The organism is Streptomyces sp. NPDC107538 (assembly GCF_055657445.1).
This window is the reverse complement of sequence record NZ_JBVKAY010000015.1, coordinates 168,364-184,176: the sequence shown is the minus strand read 5'-3', so window position 1 is coordinate 184,176 and position 15,813 is coordinate 168,364. Positions and strand designations below refer to the sequence as shown.

Below are 15,813 nucleotides of genomic sequence, written 5' to 3'. Positions count from 1 at the left end.
TTGACCCCCTCTTGGGCATAGAACGCGGCCGTCCGGTTAGGCGCCAGCCGCGAGGGCGCCGGCCGTACGGCGCTGACCAGGAGGAACGAGAGACATGCCCGAACTTTTCATCGGCGGAGCATGGCGATCCGCGCTCGACAACCGGACGCGCGAGATCCGCTGCCCCGCCGACGGCAGCCTGGTCGCGGTCGTCGACGAGGCCGGCGGCAAGGACACCGTGGAGGCGATCACGGCCGCCCGCCGCGCCTTCGACGAGGGCCCCTGGCCCACCACCTCGCCCGCCGACCGCGGTGACCTGCTGCTTCGGGTGGCCGACCTCCTCGTACGCGACAAGGACGCGCTCGCCCGCGCCGAGTCCCTCGACACCGGCAAACGGCTGGTGGAGAGCGAGTACGACATCGACGACATCGCGAACTGCTTCCGCTACTTCGGGCGGGCGGCCACCGCCGAGACGGGCCGGGTCGTCGACACCGGTCAGCCGAGTGTGGACAGCCGGGTCGTGTACGAGCCGGTCGGGGTGTGCGCGCTGATCACCCCCTGGAACTACCCCCTCCTCCAGACGGCCTGGAAGGTCGCCCCGGCGCTCGCGGCCGGCAACACATTCGTGCTGAAGCCGAGCGAGCTGACCCCGCACACCGCGATCCATCTGATGCGGCTGCTGGAGGAGGCCGGGCTGCCCGAGGGGGTGGCCAATCTGGTCCTCGGCGCAGGACCCGAGGCGGGCGCCCCGCTCTCCGACCACCCGGACGTGGACCTGGTCTCCTTCACCGGTGGCCTGCAGACCGGGCGGCGGCTCATGGCCAACGCCGCCGCGAGCGTCAAGAAGGTCGCCCTGGAGCTCGGCGGCAAGAACCCGAACATCGTCTTCGCCGACGCCGACTTCGACACGGCCGTCGACATGGCCCTGACCGCGGTCTTCCTGCATTCGGGCCAGGTCTGCTCGGCCGGCGCCCGGCTGCTGGTGGAGGACTCCCTGCACGACCGCTTCGTCGACGAGGTCGTCCGCCGGGCACGGGAGATCCGGCTCGGCGGCCCGTTCGACGAGCACGCGCAGACCGGCCCGCTGATCTCGGCCGCGCATCGCGCGAAGGTCGAGGAGTACGTGGCCCGGGGCCTCGCCGAGGGCGCGGTGCTGCGCTGCGGCGGCGAGCGGCCGAGCGGCGACGCGTACGAGCGGGGCTTCTACTATCTGCCGACCGTCCTGGACGAGTGCGCGAGCACGATGTCCGTGGTCCAGGACGAGTCCTTCGGGCCGGTACTGACGGTGGAACGGTTCAGCACCGAGGACGAGGCGGTGCGGCTGGCCAACGACACGATCTACGGTCTGGCCGGCGCCGTATGGACGACGGACGAGGCCAGGGCGCAGCGGGTCGCGGCCCGGCTGCGGATCGGCACGGTGTGGATCAACGACTACCACCCGTATGTGCCGCAGGCCGAGTGGGGCGGGGTCAAGCAGTCCGGCTTCGGCCGCGAACTCGGACCCGCGGGACTGGCCGAGTACCGCGAGGCGAAGCACATCTGGCGGAACACGGACCCCTCGCCGCAGGGTTGGTTCGACTAAGTCCCTTGTGACGCGGGCCACTTGAGGCGTAGTCCTATCGCCCTCACCGTTCTCGGCACCGCGTTCCGCGCGCGCCCCGGCACCCGCAGCCCGGCACCCGTATCCCGGTGTCCCGGCGCACCCGCAAGAGCCGCTCCCCCTCCTCCCCCAGGCCCACCAGGAGTCCGCTCATGACGACCATCGAGCAACCACCCACCGGACCGAAGCACACCTCCGACGACACCGAACTCACCGAGTTCGGCTACAAGCCCGAACTCAAGCGCACCCTGGGCAACTTCCACACCTTCGCCGCCGGGATCAGCTACATCTCGATCCTGACCGGCACCTTCCAGCTGTTCTACTTCGGTTTCGCCAGCGGCGGCCCCGCCTACTGGTGGTCGTGGCCGATGGTGTTCGTCGGCCAGTTCATGGTCGCGCTCTGTTTCGCCGAGCTGGCGGCCCGCTACCCGGTCGCGGGCTCGGTCTACAACTGGTCGAAGAAGATAGGCAATCCGCATCTGGGCTGGCTCGCCGGCTGGATGATGCTGATCGCCTCCATCGTGTCGATCGCGGCGGTCGCGCTGGCGTACCAGCTGACGCTCCCCCAGATCTCCGACGTGTTCCAGATCGTCGGGGACGGCACCGGCAAGTACGACGTGGCGACCAACGCGGTCGTCCTGGCCGCGGTGTTGATCCTGTTCACCACCGTGGTGAACGCGTTCGGCGTCAAGCTGATGGCCCGGATCAACACGGCGGGCGTGTTCATCGAGCTGATCGCCACCGTCGTCCTGATCGTGCTGTTCGCCGTCCACATCACCCGTGGCCCCCAGGTGGTCATGGACACGAACGGCACCGGCGACGCCTACGGCAACGGATACCTGGGCGCCTTCCTCGTGGCCTCGCTGGCGTCCGCGTACGTCATGTACGGCTTCGACACGGCCGCCTCGCTCGGTGAGGAGTCGCTGGACCCGACCCGGAACGCCCCGCGCGCCATCATCCGGGCGATCATCGCCTCCTTCGTTCTCGGCGGTCTGATCCTGCTGCTGGCGCTGATGAGCGTCTCCAGCCTGAAGGGTGAGCAGCTGTCCACGGACGGTCTGCAGTACGTGGTGCTCAACGTGCTCGGTCCGACGGCCGGCAAGGCGATGCTGTGGTGCGTGCTGATCGCGGTCACCGTGTGCGCCCTGGCCGTGCACACCGCCGCCGTCCGGCTGACCTTCGCCATGGCCCGGGACAACAACCTGCCCGCCTCCTCGAAGCTCGCCAAGATCCACCCGCGCTTCCAGACGCCGGTGCTGCCGACCGTGATCATCGGTGTGCTGGCGCTGGGCATCCTCGTGGTCAACATCCGTCAGCCGCAGATCTTCACCGTGGTGACCAGCATCGGCATCATCATGATCTACCTGGCCTACCTGGGCGTCACCGTGCCGATGCTGGTGGCACGGCTGCGCGGCACGTGGCAGCCCGCCGGGGACGGCCGGTTCTCGCTGGGCCGCTGGGGCCTGCCCGTGAACATCCTCGCCGTGCTCTGGGGCGGGGGCATGACCCTCAACCTGATCTGGCCGCGGGCCGCGGTCTACAACGCCGCCGCCCCCTTCCACTGGTATCTGCAGTGGGGCGCCGTCCTCTTCGTCGGGATCATCGCCGGCGGCGGCTTCGCCTACTACTGGTTCATCCAGCGGCACAGGACGGGCGTGCTCGCCGAGCACCGCGTGGCCGTCGAGGACGGGGCCGTACCGCCCGCGCCGCCCGCCGCTCCCCTCGTCTCCCCGGCGGCCGACTGAGAGCCGGCTCCCCGCAATCCCCCACAGCACCGCAGCACAGTGGCTCGGCAGCACAGCCGCCACAGCACAACAGGAGGTCAACTCCCCATGCAGATAGATGAGTTCGACTATGTCGTGGTCGGCGGCGGCACCGCGGGAAACGTGGTCGCGGCCAGACTCTCCGAGGACCCGTCGGTCACGGTGTGCGTTCTGGAGGCGGGCCCCAGCGACGTCGGCGACGACGACGTGCTGAAGCTGGAGCGCTGGATGGGTCTGCTGGAGTCCGGCTACGACTGGGACTACCCGGTCGAACCGCAGGAGAGCGGCAACAGCTTCATGCGGCACGCGCGGGCGAAGGTCCTCGGCGGCTGTTCGTCCCACAACTCCTGCATCGCCTTCTGGGCACCGGCGGAGGACCTCGACGACTGGGCGGCCGCGGGCTGTACGGGCTGGTCCGCGGCCGACCTCTTCCCGCTCTACCAACGCCTGGAGACCAACGACGCGCCCGGCGACCACCACGGCCGGACCGGCCCGGTGAAGCTGCGCACCATCAAGAGCGAGGACCCGTGCGGCCACGCCCTGCTGGAGGCGTGCGTCCAGGCGGGCATCCCGACGACGCCGTTCAACACGGGCACGACGGTGGTGCGGGGCGCCAACTGGTTCCAGATCAACTCCGACGAGAACAACATCCGGCAGTCCTCCTCGGTGGCGTATCTCCACCCGATCATGGGCCGGCGGCCCAACCTGGAGGTACGCACCGGGGTCCGCGCCAAGAAGCTGGTGCTGGAGGGGCGGCGCTGTGTCGGCGCCGAGTATCTGGACCCCGACCTCATCCACACCCGGACGGTGCGCGCCCGGCGTGAGGTCGTCGTCTCCTGCGGTGCCATCGACACACCGAAGCTCCTGATGCTCTCCGGCATCGGCCCCGCCGAACAGCTGCGCGAGGTCGGCGTGGACGTGGTCGTGGATTCGGCGGGCGTCGGCGAGAACCTCCAGGACCACCCCGAGGGCGTCATCATGTGGGAGGCCGCCCAGCCGATGCCCACCGCCTCCAACCAGTGGTGGGAGGCGGGCATCTTCTACGACACCGAGCCGGGCCTCGACCGGCCGGACCTGATGTTCCACTACGGGTCCGTGCCGTTCGACATGAACACGGCCCGGCACGGCTACCCCACCTCCGAGAACGCGTTCTGTCTCACGCCGAACGTCACGCGCGCGAAGTCCCGGGGGACCGTGCGGCTGCGCACCCGTGACTACCGGGACAAGCCGAAGGTCGACCCGCGCTACTTCACGCACGAGCACGACGTACGCGTGATGACGTACGGCTTGCGGCTGGCCCGGCAGATCGCGGCGCAGCCGGCGCTCAGCGGCTGGGTGGGGGCCGAGCTGGCGCCCGGGCCGGACGTGCACACCAACGAGGAGCTGCTCGACTACATCCAGAAGACCCACAACACCGTCTACCACCCGGCCTGCACGGTGAAGATGGGTGCGGACGACGACGCCTCCGCTCCGCTGGACGCGCGGCTCCGGGTGAAGGGGATCGAGGGGTTGCGGGTGGCGGACGGGTCGGTGATGCCGGAGCTGGTGACCGTGAATCCGTGCATCACGACGATGATGATCGGCGAGAAGTGTGCGGATCTCTTGAAAGCCGACGCCTAAGGGGTGGGGTGGCTTGGGGCGTGGGGCGGCTGCGGGTCCGTTGTGGCTGGTCGCGCCCACGCGGCGGAGCCGCAGATTGACACAGCCCCGCGCCCCTTTCAGGGGCGGAGCCCCTCCTACGAGGCGCTGTTGGTCGTCGGCCTCCGGTACATCCTCGTCGCCGTGATCTCCGTGTGTGCCGTCTCTCCCGGCTGGGGCTGCTGGGGCAGGCCCGGGCGGAGGTGTTCCTCCACGCTGATGTATTTGAGGCCGGCGCGTAGGTCGGCGTCGTTGCGGAGGCGGATGACGAGGGGGAACTCCGCCAGTGCGGTGGTGTCGAACAGGCCGGTGGTGTAGAGGAGTTGGACGCCGAGGGCGTCCGACACCGCGCGCTGGAGCTCCAGCAGGTAGGTCGCGTTGGCGCGGCCGATGGGGTTGTCGAGGAACAGGGTGCCGGCGTGACGGTGCCTGTCCCGGCCCCGGTCGTTGCTGCGGAGCGCGGCCATCGTGCAGTAGAGGGCGATGGCCGCGGTGAGCAGCTGGCCGCCGGAGAAGACGTCGCCCATCTGTCCGACGGGGACCCGCTCGGCCCTGAGCACCGCGTCCGGCTTGAGGATCTCCACGGCGACGCCCTTGGGCTGGAGCGCGGCGCCGACGCCCCTGAGCAGCAGGGACATTCCGTCGCGGCGCATGTCGGAGTTCTTCTTCACCGCGGCGCGGGTCGCCTCGTCCACGACCTCGCCGAGCCGCTCGACGAGGGTGGCCTGGTCGGGCTCCTCGAAGCGGATGCGCAGGAACTCCTGGCCGGACCACTCCCCGAGGCCCTCGGGGAGCCGGGAGAGCCGCTGGGCGGAGCGGAGGGTGGCCAGGGCGGATTCCACCAGGCCCCGCAGCCGGTCGACGATCGAGTCCCGGTTGCGTTCCAGCTGGGCCAGTTCGTCGGTGAGGACCCGGAGGCGGGGCGCGAACGCGTCGGCCCACTTCTGGGCGTGCTCGGGCAGCGAGGCCGCGGGCAGCTCGCGGATCTGCTGCCGGGCGGGCGTGCGGACCTGCTCGTAGCGGGTGGAGTTGGCGTGGCGTACGAGGACGTCACTGGCCTCGCGTACGGCGGCCTCGGCCGTGGAGAGGTCGGCGGCGCAGCCGCGCAGGGAGCGGCGGGCCTCGGCGGCGGCTCTGCGGGCCTCGTCGAGGTCGCCGGGGTAGGGCTCGGGCGCTTCCTGCTCGTCGTCCGTGGAGTGGTCCCGCAGGAGGTCGCGGAGCAGGGCGGCGGTCTCGTCGAAGCCGCCGGCCGCGTCCTCGGCGGCGCGGTGGGACTCCAGCAGCTCGGCGTGGGCCTCGCGGGCCTGGGTCAACGCCTCGGCGCGGGAGGCGAGTTCGGCGGTGGCCGTGCGCAGCAGGGCCTGGGCGTGCTCGGCGTCGCGCGGCAGCATTTCCTCGGGCAGCTCGGTGTGCGTCTCGCCGTCCTCGGGCGCGTGCCGCTCGGCCTCGCCGCGCAGCCGGCCCAGCTGCTCGCTCGCGGTGGACATCCGGGTTTCGAGGAGCTGGACGAGTTCCTCGGCACGGGCCGCCGCGGCCTGCCGGGAGGGCCCGTCGGAGCCGTCGGGCGACTGGAGGAGCTGCTCGGCGCGATTGCGGACCTTGTTGGTCAACCGGTCCAGCTCGGCGATCGCGGCGCTCTCGTCGCTCTCGGCCCGCGCCTGCTCGGCCCGCAGATCGGCGCCGACACCGACCTTCTCGTACACCTGGGAGGCAGCTCGGTAGGCCTCCCGGAGGGCCGCGAGGGGCTGCTTGGGCGCGTCGGAGTCCGTGTCGGGTACGTCGTCGGGGGCGCCCGCGATCTCCGCGCGCTCGGCGCGCAGCGCACGCGCCGTGCGGCGGGCGTCGTCGGCGCCGCGCTGGGTGGCGCGGCGGTCCTCGTCTGCGGCACGGGCCCGCTCCAGGCAGGACTGGGCGCGGGCCTCCGACTCGGCCGCCTCGTCGGCGAGTTCGCGGAGCTTGACCTGCCAGCCGGCGCGTTCCCGCAGCCGGAAGGCGAGTCCGGCGAGGGCGTCGGCGGCGCGGCGGGCCTTCTGCGCGGCCTCCTGCCGCTCGTCCCGCACCTGGGCCGCCTCGGCCGCCGCCTCCTCGGCCTCGGCCCGTACGGCCCGCGCCTCCGCCAGCTCCGCCTCGGACTCCTCGGCGAACGCGCGCGCCTCCCGCGCGGTGTCGGCCAGCTCGGTGAGCCTGCCCGTCGGGCAGCCCGTGCGCCACGAGGAGAGCCGGGCGGCCAGCTCGCGGTCCTTGCCGAGCCGGGCGGCCAGCTGCCGGATCTCCTCGTCCCGCTCGGTGGCCCGCGCGCGCAGTGCCTGCCGTTCCTCGTCGGCGGCGTGCTCGTCGTGCATGGCCGGGTTCGGCGGTACGAGGAACACGTCGCCGTCACCGGAGTCCGCGGGCGGTGTCGGTGCCAGCAGGGCGGCGGCCGTGCCGACGGCCACGGCGGAGCGGGGCAGCAGGGCGGCCTCGCTCAGCGCCTCGCGGGCCCGGGCGTGCGAGGCCGGGTCGGTGATGATCACACCGTCGACCAGTTCGGGGCGTGCGGCCAGTACGCGCGCGTGGTCGGTGGGGTCGACGGCCTGGGCGAGGTAGCGCCAGCCGGGGAGGGCCGGGATGCCGTGCTCGCCGAGGAACTCGACGGTCGCCAGGACGTCCGGACCGGGCGGCAGCAGCCCGCCGTCGCCGAGGGCGCCCAGGATGCGGGAGTCGTCGGCCGCGGCGGTCCGCAGCTCGAAGAGATGCCGCTCGGCGGACGACACGTTCTCGTCGAGCAGCTCGCGCAGCTCGTCGGCGAAGCGGTCGAGTTCTTCGGGGGTGAGGGGGCCGTCGGCGGGGTCGAGCGAGGAGTCGTCGGCTCCGGCGCCCCGGGCACGGGCGAGGTCGTGAGCGCCTCGCCTGCCGCCACCGGTCGCGGAGCCGCCCGGGCCGACGGCCACGGAGTCACCCGCTCGGCCCGGGCCACCCGCACCGCCCGAGGCACCGGTTCCGCCTGCTCCACCGGCTCCGCCCGGTCCGCCGCCGTGATCGGAAGCCCCTCGCGAGTCGTCCCCGGACCCGCTTCCGCCATCGGCCCCGCCCCGACGCGGCCCCGGCACTCCGCCCGGCGTCACCTTGCCGGAGGCACCCGGCAGGCTCAGCAGCTCCGCGAGCCGCTCCTCCCCCGCCAGGCCCTCCGCCGTACGGCGTTCGCCGTCGTGGGCGCGCTCGGCGGCGAGCGCCGCGTCCGCCGCGCGGGCGGCCGTCAGCTCCGCCCGGGACTCGGCGGAGGCCGCCTCCCGGGCGTGCTCGGAGGCGCGGCGCGAGGCCTCGCGCGCGGTGTCCCAGGCGGCGACGGCCGTCTTCTCGGCGTCGCTGGCGGCGAGGGCGGCCCGGGCCGGGTCGGCGTCGGGCGCGCTGTCGTCGAGCCATCCCGCGCGGACCGCCTCGGCGGTCTCCTGCTCGACCTCGCCGAGCCGCTGCTTCAGGTGCCCGACCTCGCTGCGGGCCCGCTGCGCCTCGGTGGCGGCGGCCGTCGCGTCCCGGTGGGCGGTCTCGCCGACCTCCTGCAGCGCGGCCGACTTCTCCTCGCCTTCGTTCGCCAGCTCCTCGGCGCTCCCGGCGGCGGCGGCCAGGGCGCGTACGAGGTCGACGGCGGCCTTGGCGCGGGCGGCGAGCGCCGGGGCGGCGTCCCGCTCGGCCTCCTGGATGGCGGCGGCCACGCGGGCGACCCGGTCGGCGGCGGCCCGGTGCCGGAGCACGGCCTCGGCGGCCTGCCAGGCGGAGTGCAGGGTGCGCGCGTCGGCCAGCTCCCGCTTCTGCGCGGCGGCCGACTTCTCGGCGGCGGCCAGCGCCAGCGAGGCGTGCCGATAAGCCAGTTCGGCCGCGATCAGCGCGCTGCGGTCGCGGGCGGCCTCGGAGTGCGTGACCGCGTACGCGGCGGCGGTGACCCGCTGGGCGAGATCGGTGCCCCGCAGCCGCTCCCGCGCGGCCCGCGCCGTCAGCCGCCGGGCGAGGGTGCGGGTGCGCCGCTCGGCGCCCGTGTGGATGTCCCGGGCGCGCGACCTGCTCTCGGCGGCCTCGACGATCCGGCCCAGCAGGTCCACGGAGCCGGCCGTGAAGTCCCGCTCGGCGATCAGCTCGGCGCGCCGCCCGAGCTTGTTCCCGAACCCGCCGACCAGGTCGGCCAGCCCGTCCGTGTCACGGGTGTCGGTGACGGCCCGCAGCAGCAGGTCGGTGAAGTCGGAGTCCTTCTTCACCGCGAACAGGCCGGCGGCCTCGCCCTCGTCGGCGTTCATCTCCCGCTGGTAGCGGAAGAGTTCCGGGTCGAGGCCGAGGTCCGTCAGATGCTCGTTCCACCGGTCGTGGATCTCCTCCCAGTGCACTTCGAGGTGCGGATACGCCTTGCCCGCCTCGGTGAGGGCGTCCCGGAAGCCCTTCATGGTCCGGCGGCGCCCCTGCGCCCCGGACGCGCCCTCGACGGGCGGCCGTACGGCGGTGGCCTCGGCGACGGGCAGGTTGTCCAGGCTCAGTCCCGGGCCGGGCCGGAAGGAGTACCAGGCCTCGGCGAACTTCCGCGGGTCGTTGGAGACCTGCCGTCCCCGCCACTCGCTCACCTTGCCCACGACGACGCACTCGCCGGTCAGCGTGTGCTGCCACTCCAGCGCGACATGCCCGCAGTCGTCGGCCAGCAGGAACTTCCGCAGCACACCCGAACTGGCGCCGCCCAGGGTGTTCCGGTGGCCCGGCAGCATCACCGAGAAGATCAGCTTGAGCAGCACGGACTTGCCGCCGCCGTTCTCCAGGAACAGCACACCCGCCGGGGCCGGCCGGCGCGGCGGCCCGGTCGGCTCCTCCTCGAAGAACTCCGCCTGCTGCGGCGCGGGATCGGGCACGTACGCGCCCACACCCCTGAGGTCCAGCACGGTGTCGGCGTAGCGCGCACCGGCCGGCCCGATGGAGTAGAGGCGGACCCGGGACAGCTCGTACATGGCGGGGGACTTTCGCGGTCGTGAGCGTGCGGTGCGGTGGTGAGCGTGCTTCGTGCGGTGCGGTGCGGTGGTGAGCGTGGTGCGTGCGGTGCGGTCGTGACGGCGGGGCGTCGGATGCGGTCGTAGGGGCGGGCGTACGCAGGGTCGTGGCGGTCAGGAGTGGAACGGCAGGCCCGCGTCGGCCACCAGCTCCAGGTCGTCGGTGTCCTCGGCGGGCAGCAGCGAGGCCGAGCCGTCGGTGACCGGCACGATGCCCAGCTCCAGCAGCTCGGCCATCGCGGCGCTGCCCGCCATGTCCCGCACCTGGAGCTGATAACGCGCGGTCGTGCGATACGTACCGCCGTTGTCGTCCCCGGTGCGCTGGAGGAAGCCCGAGTCGGTCAGGAAGCCCACCGCCTTGCCGATGATGCCGGTGGTGGACCCGGCCAGCCGGCGCGCGTCCTTGGTGGCCCCGGTGGAGCTGCGTCTCGCCCAGATCCGCCAGGCGGACTCCAGGCCCGGCGCGTCGGTCGCGGGGTCGGTGTTCTCCCCCTGCTCCTCGGCCCGCTCCTCCAGCCGCCGGCAGGCCTGCCGTACGAAGGCGTCGACGCCGTTGACCGAGACCCGGCCGATGTACCCGTCGTCCGCGAGGTCCTCGGGTCGCGGGAACGCCATCGCGGCCACCGCGAGATGCGCCAGCCCGTGCAGGAACCGGTCCACCGAGTCCGCCGCCGTCCGCCGCGCGTAGTCCCCCATCCGCACCGCGAACACCGAGTCCTCGGCCGCCGTCACCGCCATCCCGGCCCGCGGCGACACCTCCAGCACGACCAGCCCCAGCCCCGCGGCCACGGCATCGGCGAGCCGCGCGAACCCCGGGTCCTCCCGGTACCGCCGCAACAACTCCCCGTACTCCTGATCCCGGGCAGGCTGAAGCTTCGGCTGCAACCCGAACGCGACAAGCCGAGCGGCATCGGCGGCGTCGGCGGGGGTGAGGACAGCGGCAGTCGGCGCGGCGACACCTTCCGGCTCACTCCACTCGACGGTCTCGCTCACGACGAACACTCCTCGATCTCATGACAAAGGGGGAACCGCAGCGCCCCTCCAGGGGCGCGGGGAACTGCGCGACCAGCCACGACCCACCCGCACCCGACACACAACCGACGGTTTCTCGGCTCTCCCAGCGGAGCGTTCACGCCGCCCCCCTGTCCGCGGACATCCCCGCCGAGTCCAACAGAGCCATCCCCACGATCAGATCGGCCCCACCGAACTCGGGATCATCCAGCTCCACCCCGTCGTCCACGGCGAACAGCAGCTTCTCCTCCCCCTGCCGATACGCCGTACCGACCGGCGGACTCGCCGCGTGCACGGCCAACAGGGCGACCAGATAAGGCAGTTCGGGATCCTGCACCCGCGCCTCGGCCAACAGCCCGGACAACCGCCGGGGCGCGTCCGCCGGCAGATCCAGCAGCACCTTCGCCGCCGCCAGCTGCTCCTCGCTGAACCGGCTGTCGTCGGGCGTGGCGATCAGATCCGGCTCCGGCATCTCGGCCCCGAGATGCTCCCGCTCCACCGGCGGTGTGAAGAGCAGCTCGACGAGGTCCCCGACCCGCACGGACCCGGGCGTACGCAGCCCCGTCCCCCGCGCGAAGAACGCGTCGGTCACCCGCCGGGCCTGCTCCACGGGCAGCGGCAGCAGAGGGGCGACGAGATGCCCGTAGAGGTCTGTCCCGGAGGTCGTCATCGGCGTCGCGAAGGCCTGCCGGTCCTGCTCGGCGCGGAACAGCGGCCCGGCCTCCAGCAGCCGGGACTGCAGCTGTGTGTGCCGCCGGATGCAGTCCTTGACGATGTCGACCAGCTCGGCGGCGCGCCGCTTGTGCTCGGGCTCCTCGGACTCGTCCCGGGCCTTGCGGATGTTGGTGAGGATCGCGTTCTCGTGGCGGTAGCGGTCGGCGACGTGGTCGAGGGCCTCGGCGATCATGTCGGGCACGGCTTGGAGCCAGTCGACCGCGCGGACGTTGCGCCGGGTCGCGTCCAGGGCCTTCCGCAACGTCTCGGAGTACTGCACGGTCCGGTACCGCGCCTGTTCGGCGGCGAGCTGAGCGTCGGCGAGCCTGCCCCGGCTGATCAGGACCTCCAGCTTGACCTCGGCGGCGATCTGGGCGCTGGTGACATCGGTGTCGAGGGCGCCCACGAGGACGTTGACGGCCTCGTCGGTCGTGCGGAGGTAGACCCCGCCGCCGTAGCCGGGGACCTCCTCGATCAGCTTGAAGTCGTAGTCGCGGCGGACATAGGTGCCGTCGGGGGCGAAGGTCCCGTACACGGCCCGGAAGCCGCGGTCGACGCTGCCGACGTTGATCAGGTTCTCCAGGACCCAGCGGGCCACCCGCTCGTGCTCCTCGACGGGCCGCCGTGGGGCCTGGGCGGCGATGCGCGGGATGAGGCGGGCGACGATCTGGTCGTGGTCGGCGCCCGTGTCGAAGTCCATGTTCAGCGTGACCAGGTCGATGGCGGCGAGGGCGACCTCGGCCATGCCGTACACCGAGTACTCACCCGCGAGGTTCGCCTTGCGCGCGTCCAGGTCGTGCAGCGGCGCGGTGCAGGCGAGCGCGCGCAGCCGCCGCGCCAGTCCCTCGTCGGCGGCCGGGCCCAACGCGGGGCGCGGCCCCGCGCTGAACTGGGGCGGAACGCTGTCCGTCGATGCGGGTGAAGTCACGGTGCACAGACTAGGTCCTGGGTCTGACAACGACCCAAATCGCTCCGCCGGGCGGGGCCGGGTACGGCGCCCCCGGTACCCCTCCGACGCACCGCACCACCACCGCCGCGCTCAGACGACGTCGGCGACCCTGCGCCCGTAGACCTCCACCAGGTTCCTCAACGAGTCGTCGAGATACTCCGCCAGCATCCGCTCGGCCTCGTCGCGCTCCCCCCGCTGCAGCGTCCGCAGGATGAGGAGATTTCGCGCCAGATACGGCTCGTACAACTTGCGCGGATTGTCCACCACGTGGAAGGCGAGCCGGAGTTCGGCGAAGACGCTGCGCATCAGCTCGTCGGTGCGGGCGCTGCCGGCGAGGGCGACCAGTTCGCGGTGGAAGTGGATGTTGGCGGTGGACACTCCTTTCCAGTCACCTTCCCCGGCCTCCCGCTGCCCCTCCGCGACGGCCTCGGCGAGCCCGTCGAGGCCGTACGGCGGGGCCCCGAGCCCGCGGACGACGGCGCACTCGACGAGGCGGCGGGTGCGGTAGATGTCCTCGACGTCCTCGACGGTCAGCACCCGTACGAAGACACCGCGGTTGAGTTCGTGGACGAGCAGCCGTTCGTGGGTGAGCAGGCGGAACGCCTCGCGGAGGGTGTTGCGGGAGACGCCGAGGGCGCCGCCGATGCTGTCCTCGGACAGCCGTGTCCCCGGTGGGAAGAAGCCCTCGGCGATCCGGCTCCGGAGGATGTCCGAAACCCGCTCGGCGGTGCTGGTGCGCCCCAGGAGCGCGCGGTCGTCGGCAAGTCCGGTCAGTTCGGCGGCCATGCCGGAATTCAATCGCAGACACAAGAACGAAACAACATGGGTATTGAAGGATCGTTCAACGATCCTCTACCTTGCTGAACACGGCACGGCTCAGTCCTCACGCACCCTCCCCCCTCACCGCGAGGTGCCCATGAGTACGAATCCTCCCTCCCCGGCCTCGATCTCCATGACCAAGCCCGCCCCGGGCGGACCCGCCCCCGACGACGGCCCGTTCGGCTGGCTGCGCGCCCTCGGTCCGCGCGGCCGACGCGCCTTCGGCGGCGCGTTCGGCGGCTACGCCCTCGACTCGTACGACTACTTCACCCTGCCGCTGAGCATGGTCGCGCTCACGGCCTACTTCGGCCTGGACAACGGCCAGACCGGGCTGTTCACCACGGTCACCCTGGTCGTCTCGGCGATCGGCGGCGCCGCCGCGGGTGTGCTCGCGGACCGGATCGGCCGGGTGAAGGCGCTGATGATCACCGTGATCACCTACGCGGTGTTCACCGTGGCCTGCGGCTTCGCGCCCAACTACGAGACCCTGCTGGTCTTCCGCGCCCTCCAGGGGCTCGGCTTCGGCGGCGAGTGGGCGGTCGGCGCGATCCTGGTCGCCGAGTACGCGAGCGCCAAGCACCGGGGGCGTACGCTCGGCGCGATCCAGAGTTCCTGGGCCGTGGGCTGGGGACTGGCCGTGATCGTCTACACGATGGTCTTCTCCTTCCTCGACGACGATCTGGCCTGGCGCGTGATGTTCTGGACCGGTGCGCTGCCCGCGCTGCTCGTGATCTGGGTACGCCGCTCCGTCGAGGACGCCCCGCAGGCCGCCGCCGCGCGCGAGAAGAGCGCCGAGAAGGGCTCGTTCGCCGCGATCTTCCGGCCGGGTACGGCCACCGCGCCGGGCCTGCTGCGCACCACGGGCTTCGCGGTGCTGCTCTCCACCGGTGTCCAGGGCGGCTACTACACGCTGGCGACCTGGGTGCCCACGTACCTCAAGACCGAGCGCGGGCTGTCGGTCGTCGGCACCGGCGGCTACCTCACGTTCCTGATCTCCGGCGCCTTCGCCGGCTATCTGACCGGCGGCTATCTCACCGACCGGCTGGGCCGCCGACGGAACATCTGGCTCTTCGCCGTGCTCTCGGCGCTGTGCATCCTGGCGTACGCGAACATCCCGAGCGGCGCCGGCACCCTGCTCCTCGTGCTGGGCTTCCCGCTCGGGTTCTGCATGTCGGCGATCTTCAGCGGCTTCGGCTCGTTCCTGAGCGAGCTGTACCCGTCGGCGATCCGGGGCACCGGCCAGGGCTTCACGTACAACACCGGGCGCGCGGTGGGCGCCGTCTTCCCCACCACGGTGGGCTTTTTGGCCGACAGCTGGGGTGTGGGCGGCGCGCTGGTCTTCGGCGCGCTCGGCTACGGCCTGGCGGCGGTGGCCCTGCTCGGCCTCCCGGAGACGCGCGGAAAGGAACTCGTGTGAACCACGTGACCACCCGGAACCGGCCCTCGGCCCCCACCGACCCCGACCGCGGCCGCCCGGCTGCCACCCGGGCCGCCGCCCCGTCCGACCGCCCGGTGACCCTCGTCGACCCGCACGCGCGCGCGTGGACCCCCGGCAAGGCCCGCGCCCGGTTCCGTTCGGGCCTCGTGGGACCCACCGCCGGGGTCGCGGCCGGGCACACCCAGGCGAACCTGATCGCGGTGCCCGCCGACTGGGCCTACGACATGCTGCTGTTCTGCCAGCGCAACCCCAAGCCGTGTCCGGTGCTGGACGTCACGGACGCCGGCGTGTGGACGACCCCGCTCGCGGAGGGTGCGGACCTGCGCACCGATCTGCCGCGCTACCGGGTCTGGGAGCACGGGGAGTTGACGTCCGAGCCGACGGACGTGGTCGACGTCTGGCGGGACGATCTGGTGTCGTTCCTGATCGGGTGCAGCTTCACCTTCGAGTGGGCGCTGACCGAGGCAGGCGTCCCGATGCGCCACATCGAGCAGGGCCGCAACGTCTCCATGTACGTCACCGCCCGCCAGTGCCGGCCCGCCGGGCGGATGCGCGGCCCGATGGTGGTGTCGATGCGTCCGGTGCCGCCCGAGCATCTGGCCGCCGCGATCCGGGAGAGCAGCCTGCTCCCGGCCGTGCACGGCGGCCCGGTGCACTGCGGCGAGGCGGCGGGCCTCGGCATCGCGGACCTGTCCCGCCCCGACTTCGGCGATCCGGTGGCCGCCGAGCCGGACGACATCCCGGTGTTCTGGGCCTGCGGGGTGACACCCCAGGCCGCGGTGACGGCCTCCAGCCCGCCGTTCGCGATCACCCACGCACCGGGGCAGATGTTCCTGACCGACGCCCGCGACGAGCAATACCGCGTGCTCTGACGCACACACGCGCGCGGGCGATACGGGCAG

Annotated in this window: 9 protein-coding genes; 5 read left to right on the top strand and 4 right to left on the bottom strand. The window is 72.5% G+C overall.

Annotated elements, in window-relative coordinates; all coding sequences use genetic code 11:
• Window positions 1–94 precede the first annotated feature (94 nt).
• From ACZ7MG_RS36395 to ACZ7MG_RS36385, 3 genes are all read left to right on the top strand, one after another.
• Entirely contained in the window at window positions 95–1,561 is a 1,467-nt protein-coding gene (locus tag ACZ7MG_RS36395) for an aldehyde dehydrogenase family protein (RefSeq protein WP_471396269.1), read from the top strand.
• A 170-nt stretch (window positions 1,562–1,731) separates the two neighbouring features.
• Window positions 1,732–3,324 (top strand): APC family permease, encoded by a 1,593-nt coding sequence (locus ACZ7MG_RS36390; protein ID WP_471396270.1) that lies wholly within the window; start codon window positions 1,732–1,734, stop codon window positions 3,322–3,324.
• An 87-nt stretch (window positions 3,325–3,411) separates the two neighbouring features.
• On the top strand, window positions 3,412–4,962 hold the full coding sequence (locus tag ACZ7MG_RS36385; protein WP_471396272.1) for a GMC family oxidoreductase: 1,551 nt from the start codon (window positions 3,412–3,414) through the stop codon (window positions 4,960–4,962).
• 116 nt (window positions 4,963–5,078) lie between these two features.
• On the opposite strand, the gene ACZ7MG_RS36380 is transcribed toward ACZ7MG_RS36385, so the two are convergent.
• The 4 genes from ACZ7MG_RS36380 to ACZ7MG_RS36365 all read right to left on the bottom strand — a co-directional run bounded on the left by ACZ7MG_RS36380 (window position 5,079) and on the right by ACZ7MG_RS36365 (window position 13,440).
• Window positions 5,079–9,941, bottom strand: coding sequence for a hypothetical protein (locus ACZ7MG_RS36380; protein WP_471396274.1), 4,863 nt, complete (start codon window positions 9,939–9,941; stop codon window positions 5,079–5,081).
• 153 nt (window positions 9,942–10,094) lie between these two features.
• The gene (locus ACZ7MG_RS36375) at window positions 10,095–10,973 is read right to left on the bottom strand and encodes a hypothetical protein (protein WP_471396276.1); all 879 of its coding nucleotides are present in this window, start codon (window positions 10,971–10,973) and stop codon (window positions 10,095–10,097) included.
• Window positions 10,974–11,109: 136 nt separating this feature from the next.
• Window positions 11,110–12,633, bottom strand: coding sequence for a hypothetical protein (locus ACZ7MG_RS36370; RefSeq protein WP_471396278.1), 1,524 nt, complete (start codon window positions 12,631–12,633; stop codon window positions 11,110–11,112).
• Window positions 12,634–12,744: 111 nt separating this feature from the next.
• Window positions 12,745–13,440, bottom strand: a complete 696-nt coding sequence (locus tag ACZ7MG_RS36365) for a GntR family transcriptional regulator (protein ID WP_471396280.1) — start codon at window positions 13,438–13,440, stop codon at window positions 12,745–12,747.
• A gap of 130 nt (window positions 13,441–13,570) precedes the next feature.
• On the opposite strand from ACZ7MG_RS36365, the gene ACZ7MG_RS36360 reads away from it, so the two are divergent.
• Both ACZ7MG_RS36360 and ACZ7MG_RS36355 read left to right on the top strand, forming a co-directional pair.
• The gene (locus ACZ7MG_RS36360) at window positions 13,571–14,890 is read left to right on the top strand and encodes an MFS transporter (protein ID WP_471396282.1); all 1,320 of its coding nucleotides are present in this window, start codon (window positions 13,571–13,573) and stop codon (window positions 14,888–14,890) included.
• Between the two features lie 95 nt (window positions 14,891–14,985).
• A complete protein-coding gene (locus ACZ7MG_RS36355; RefSeq protein ID WP_471396318.1) occupies window positions 14,986–15,783 on the top strand; it encodes a putative hydro-lyase in 798 nt (265 codons plus the stop codon).
• Window positions 15,784–15,813: the final 30 nt, after the last annotated feature.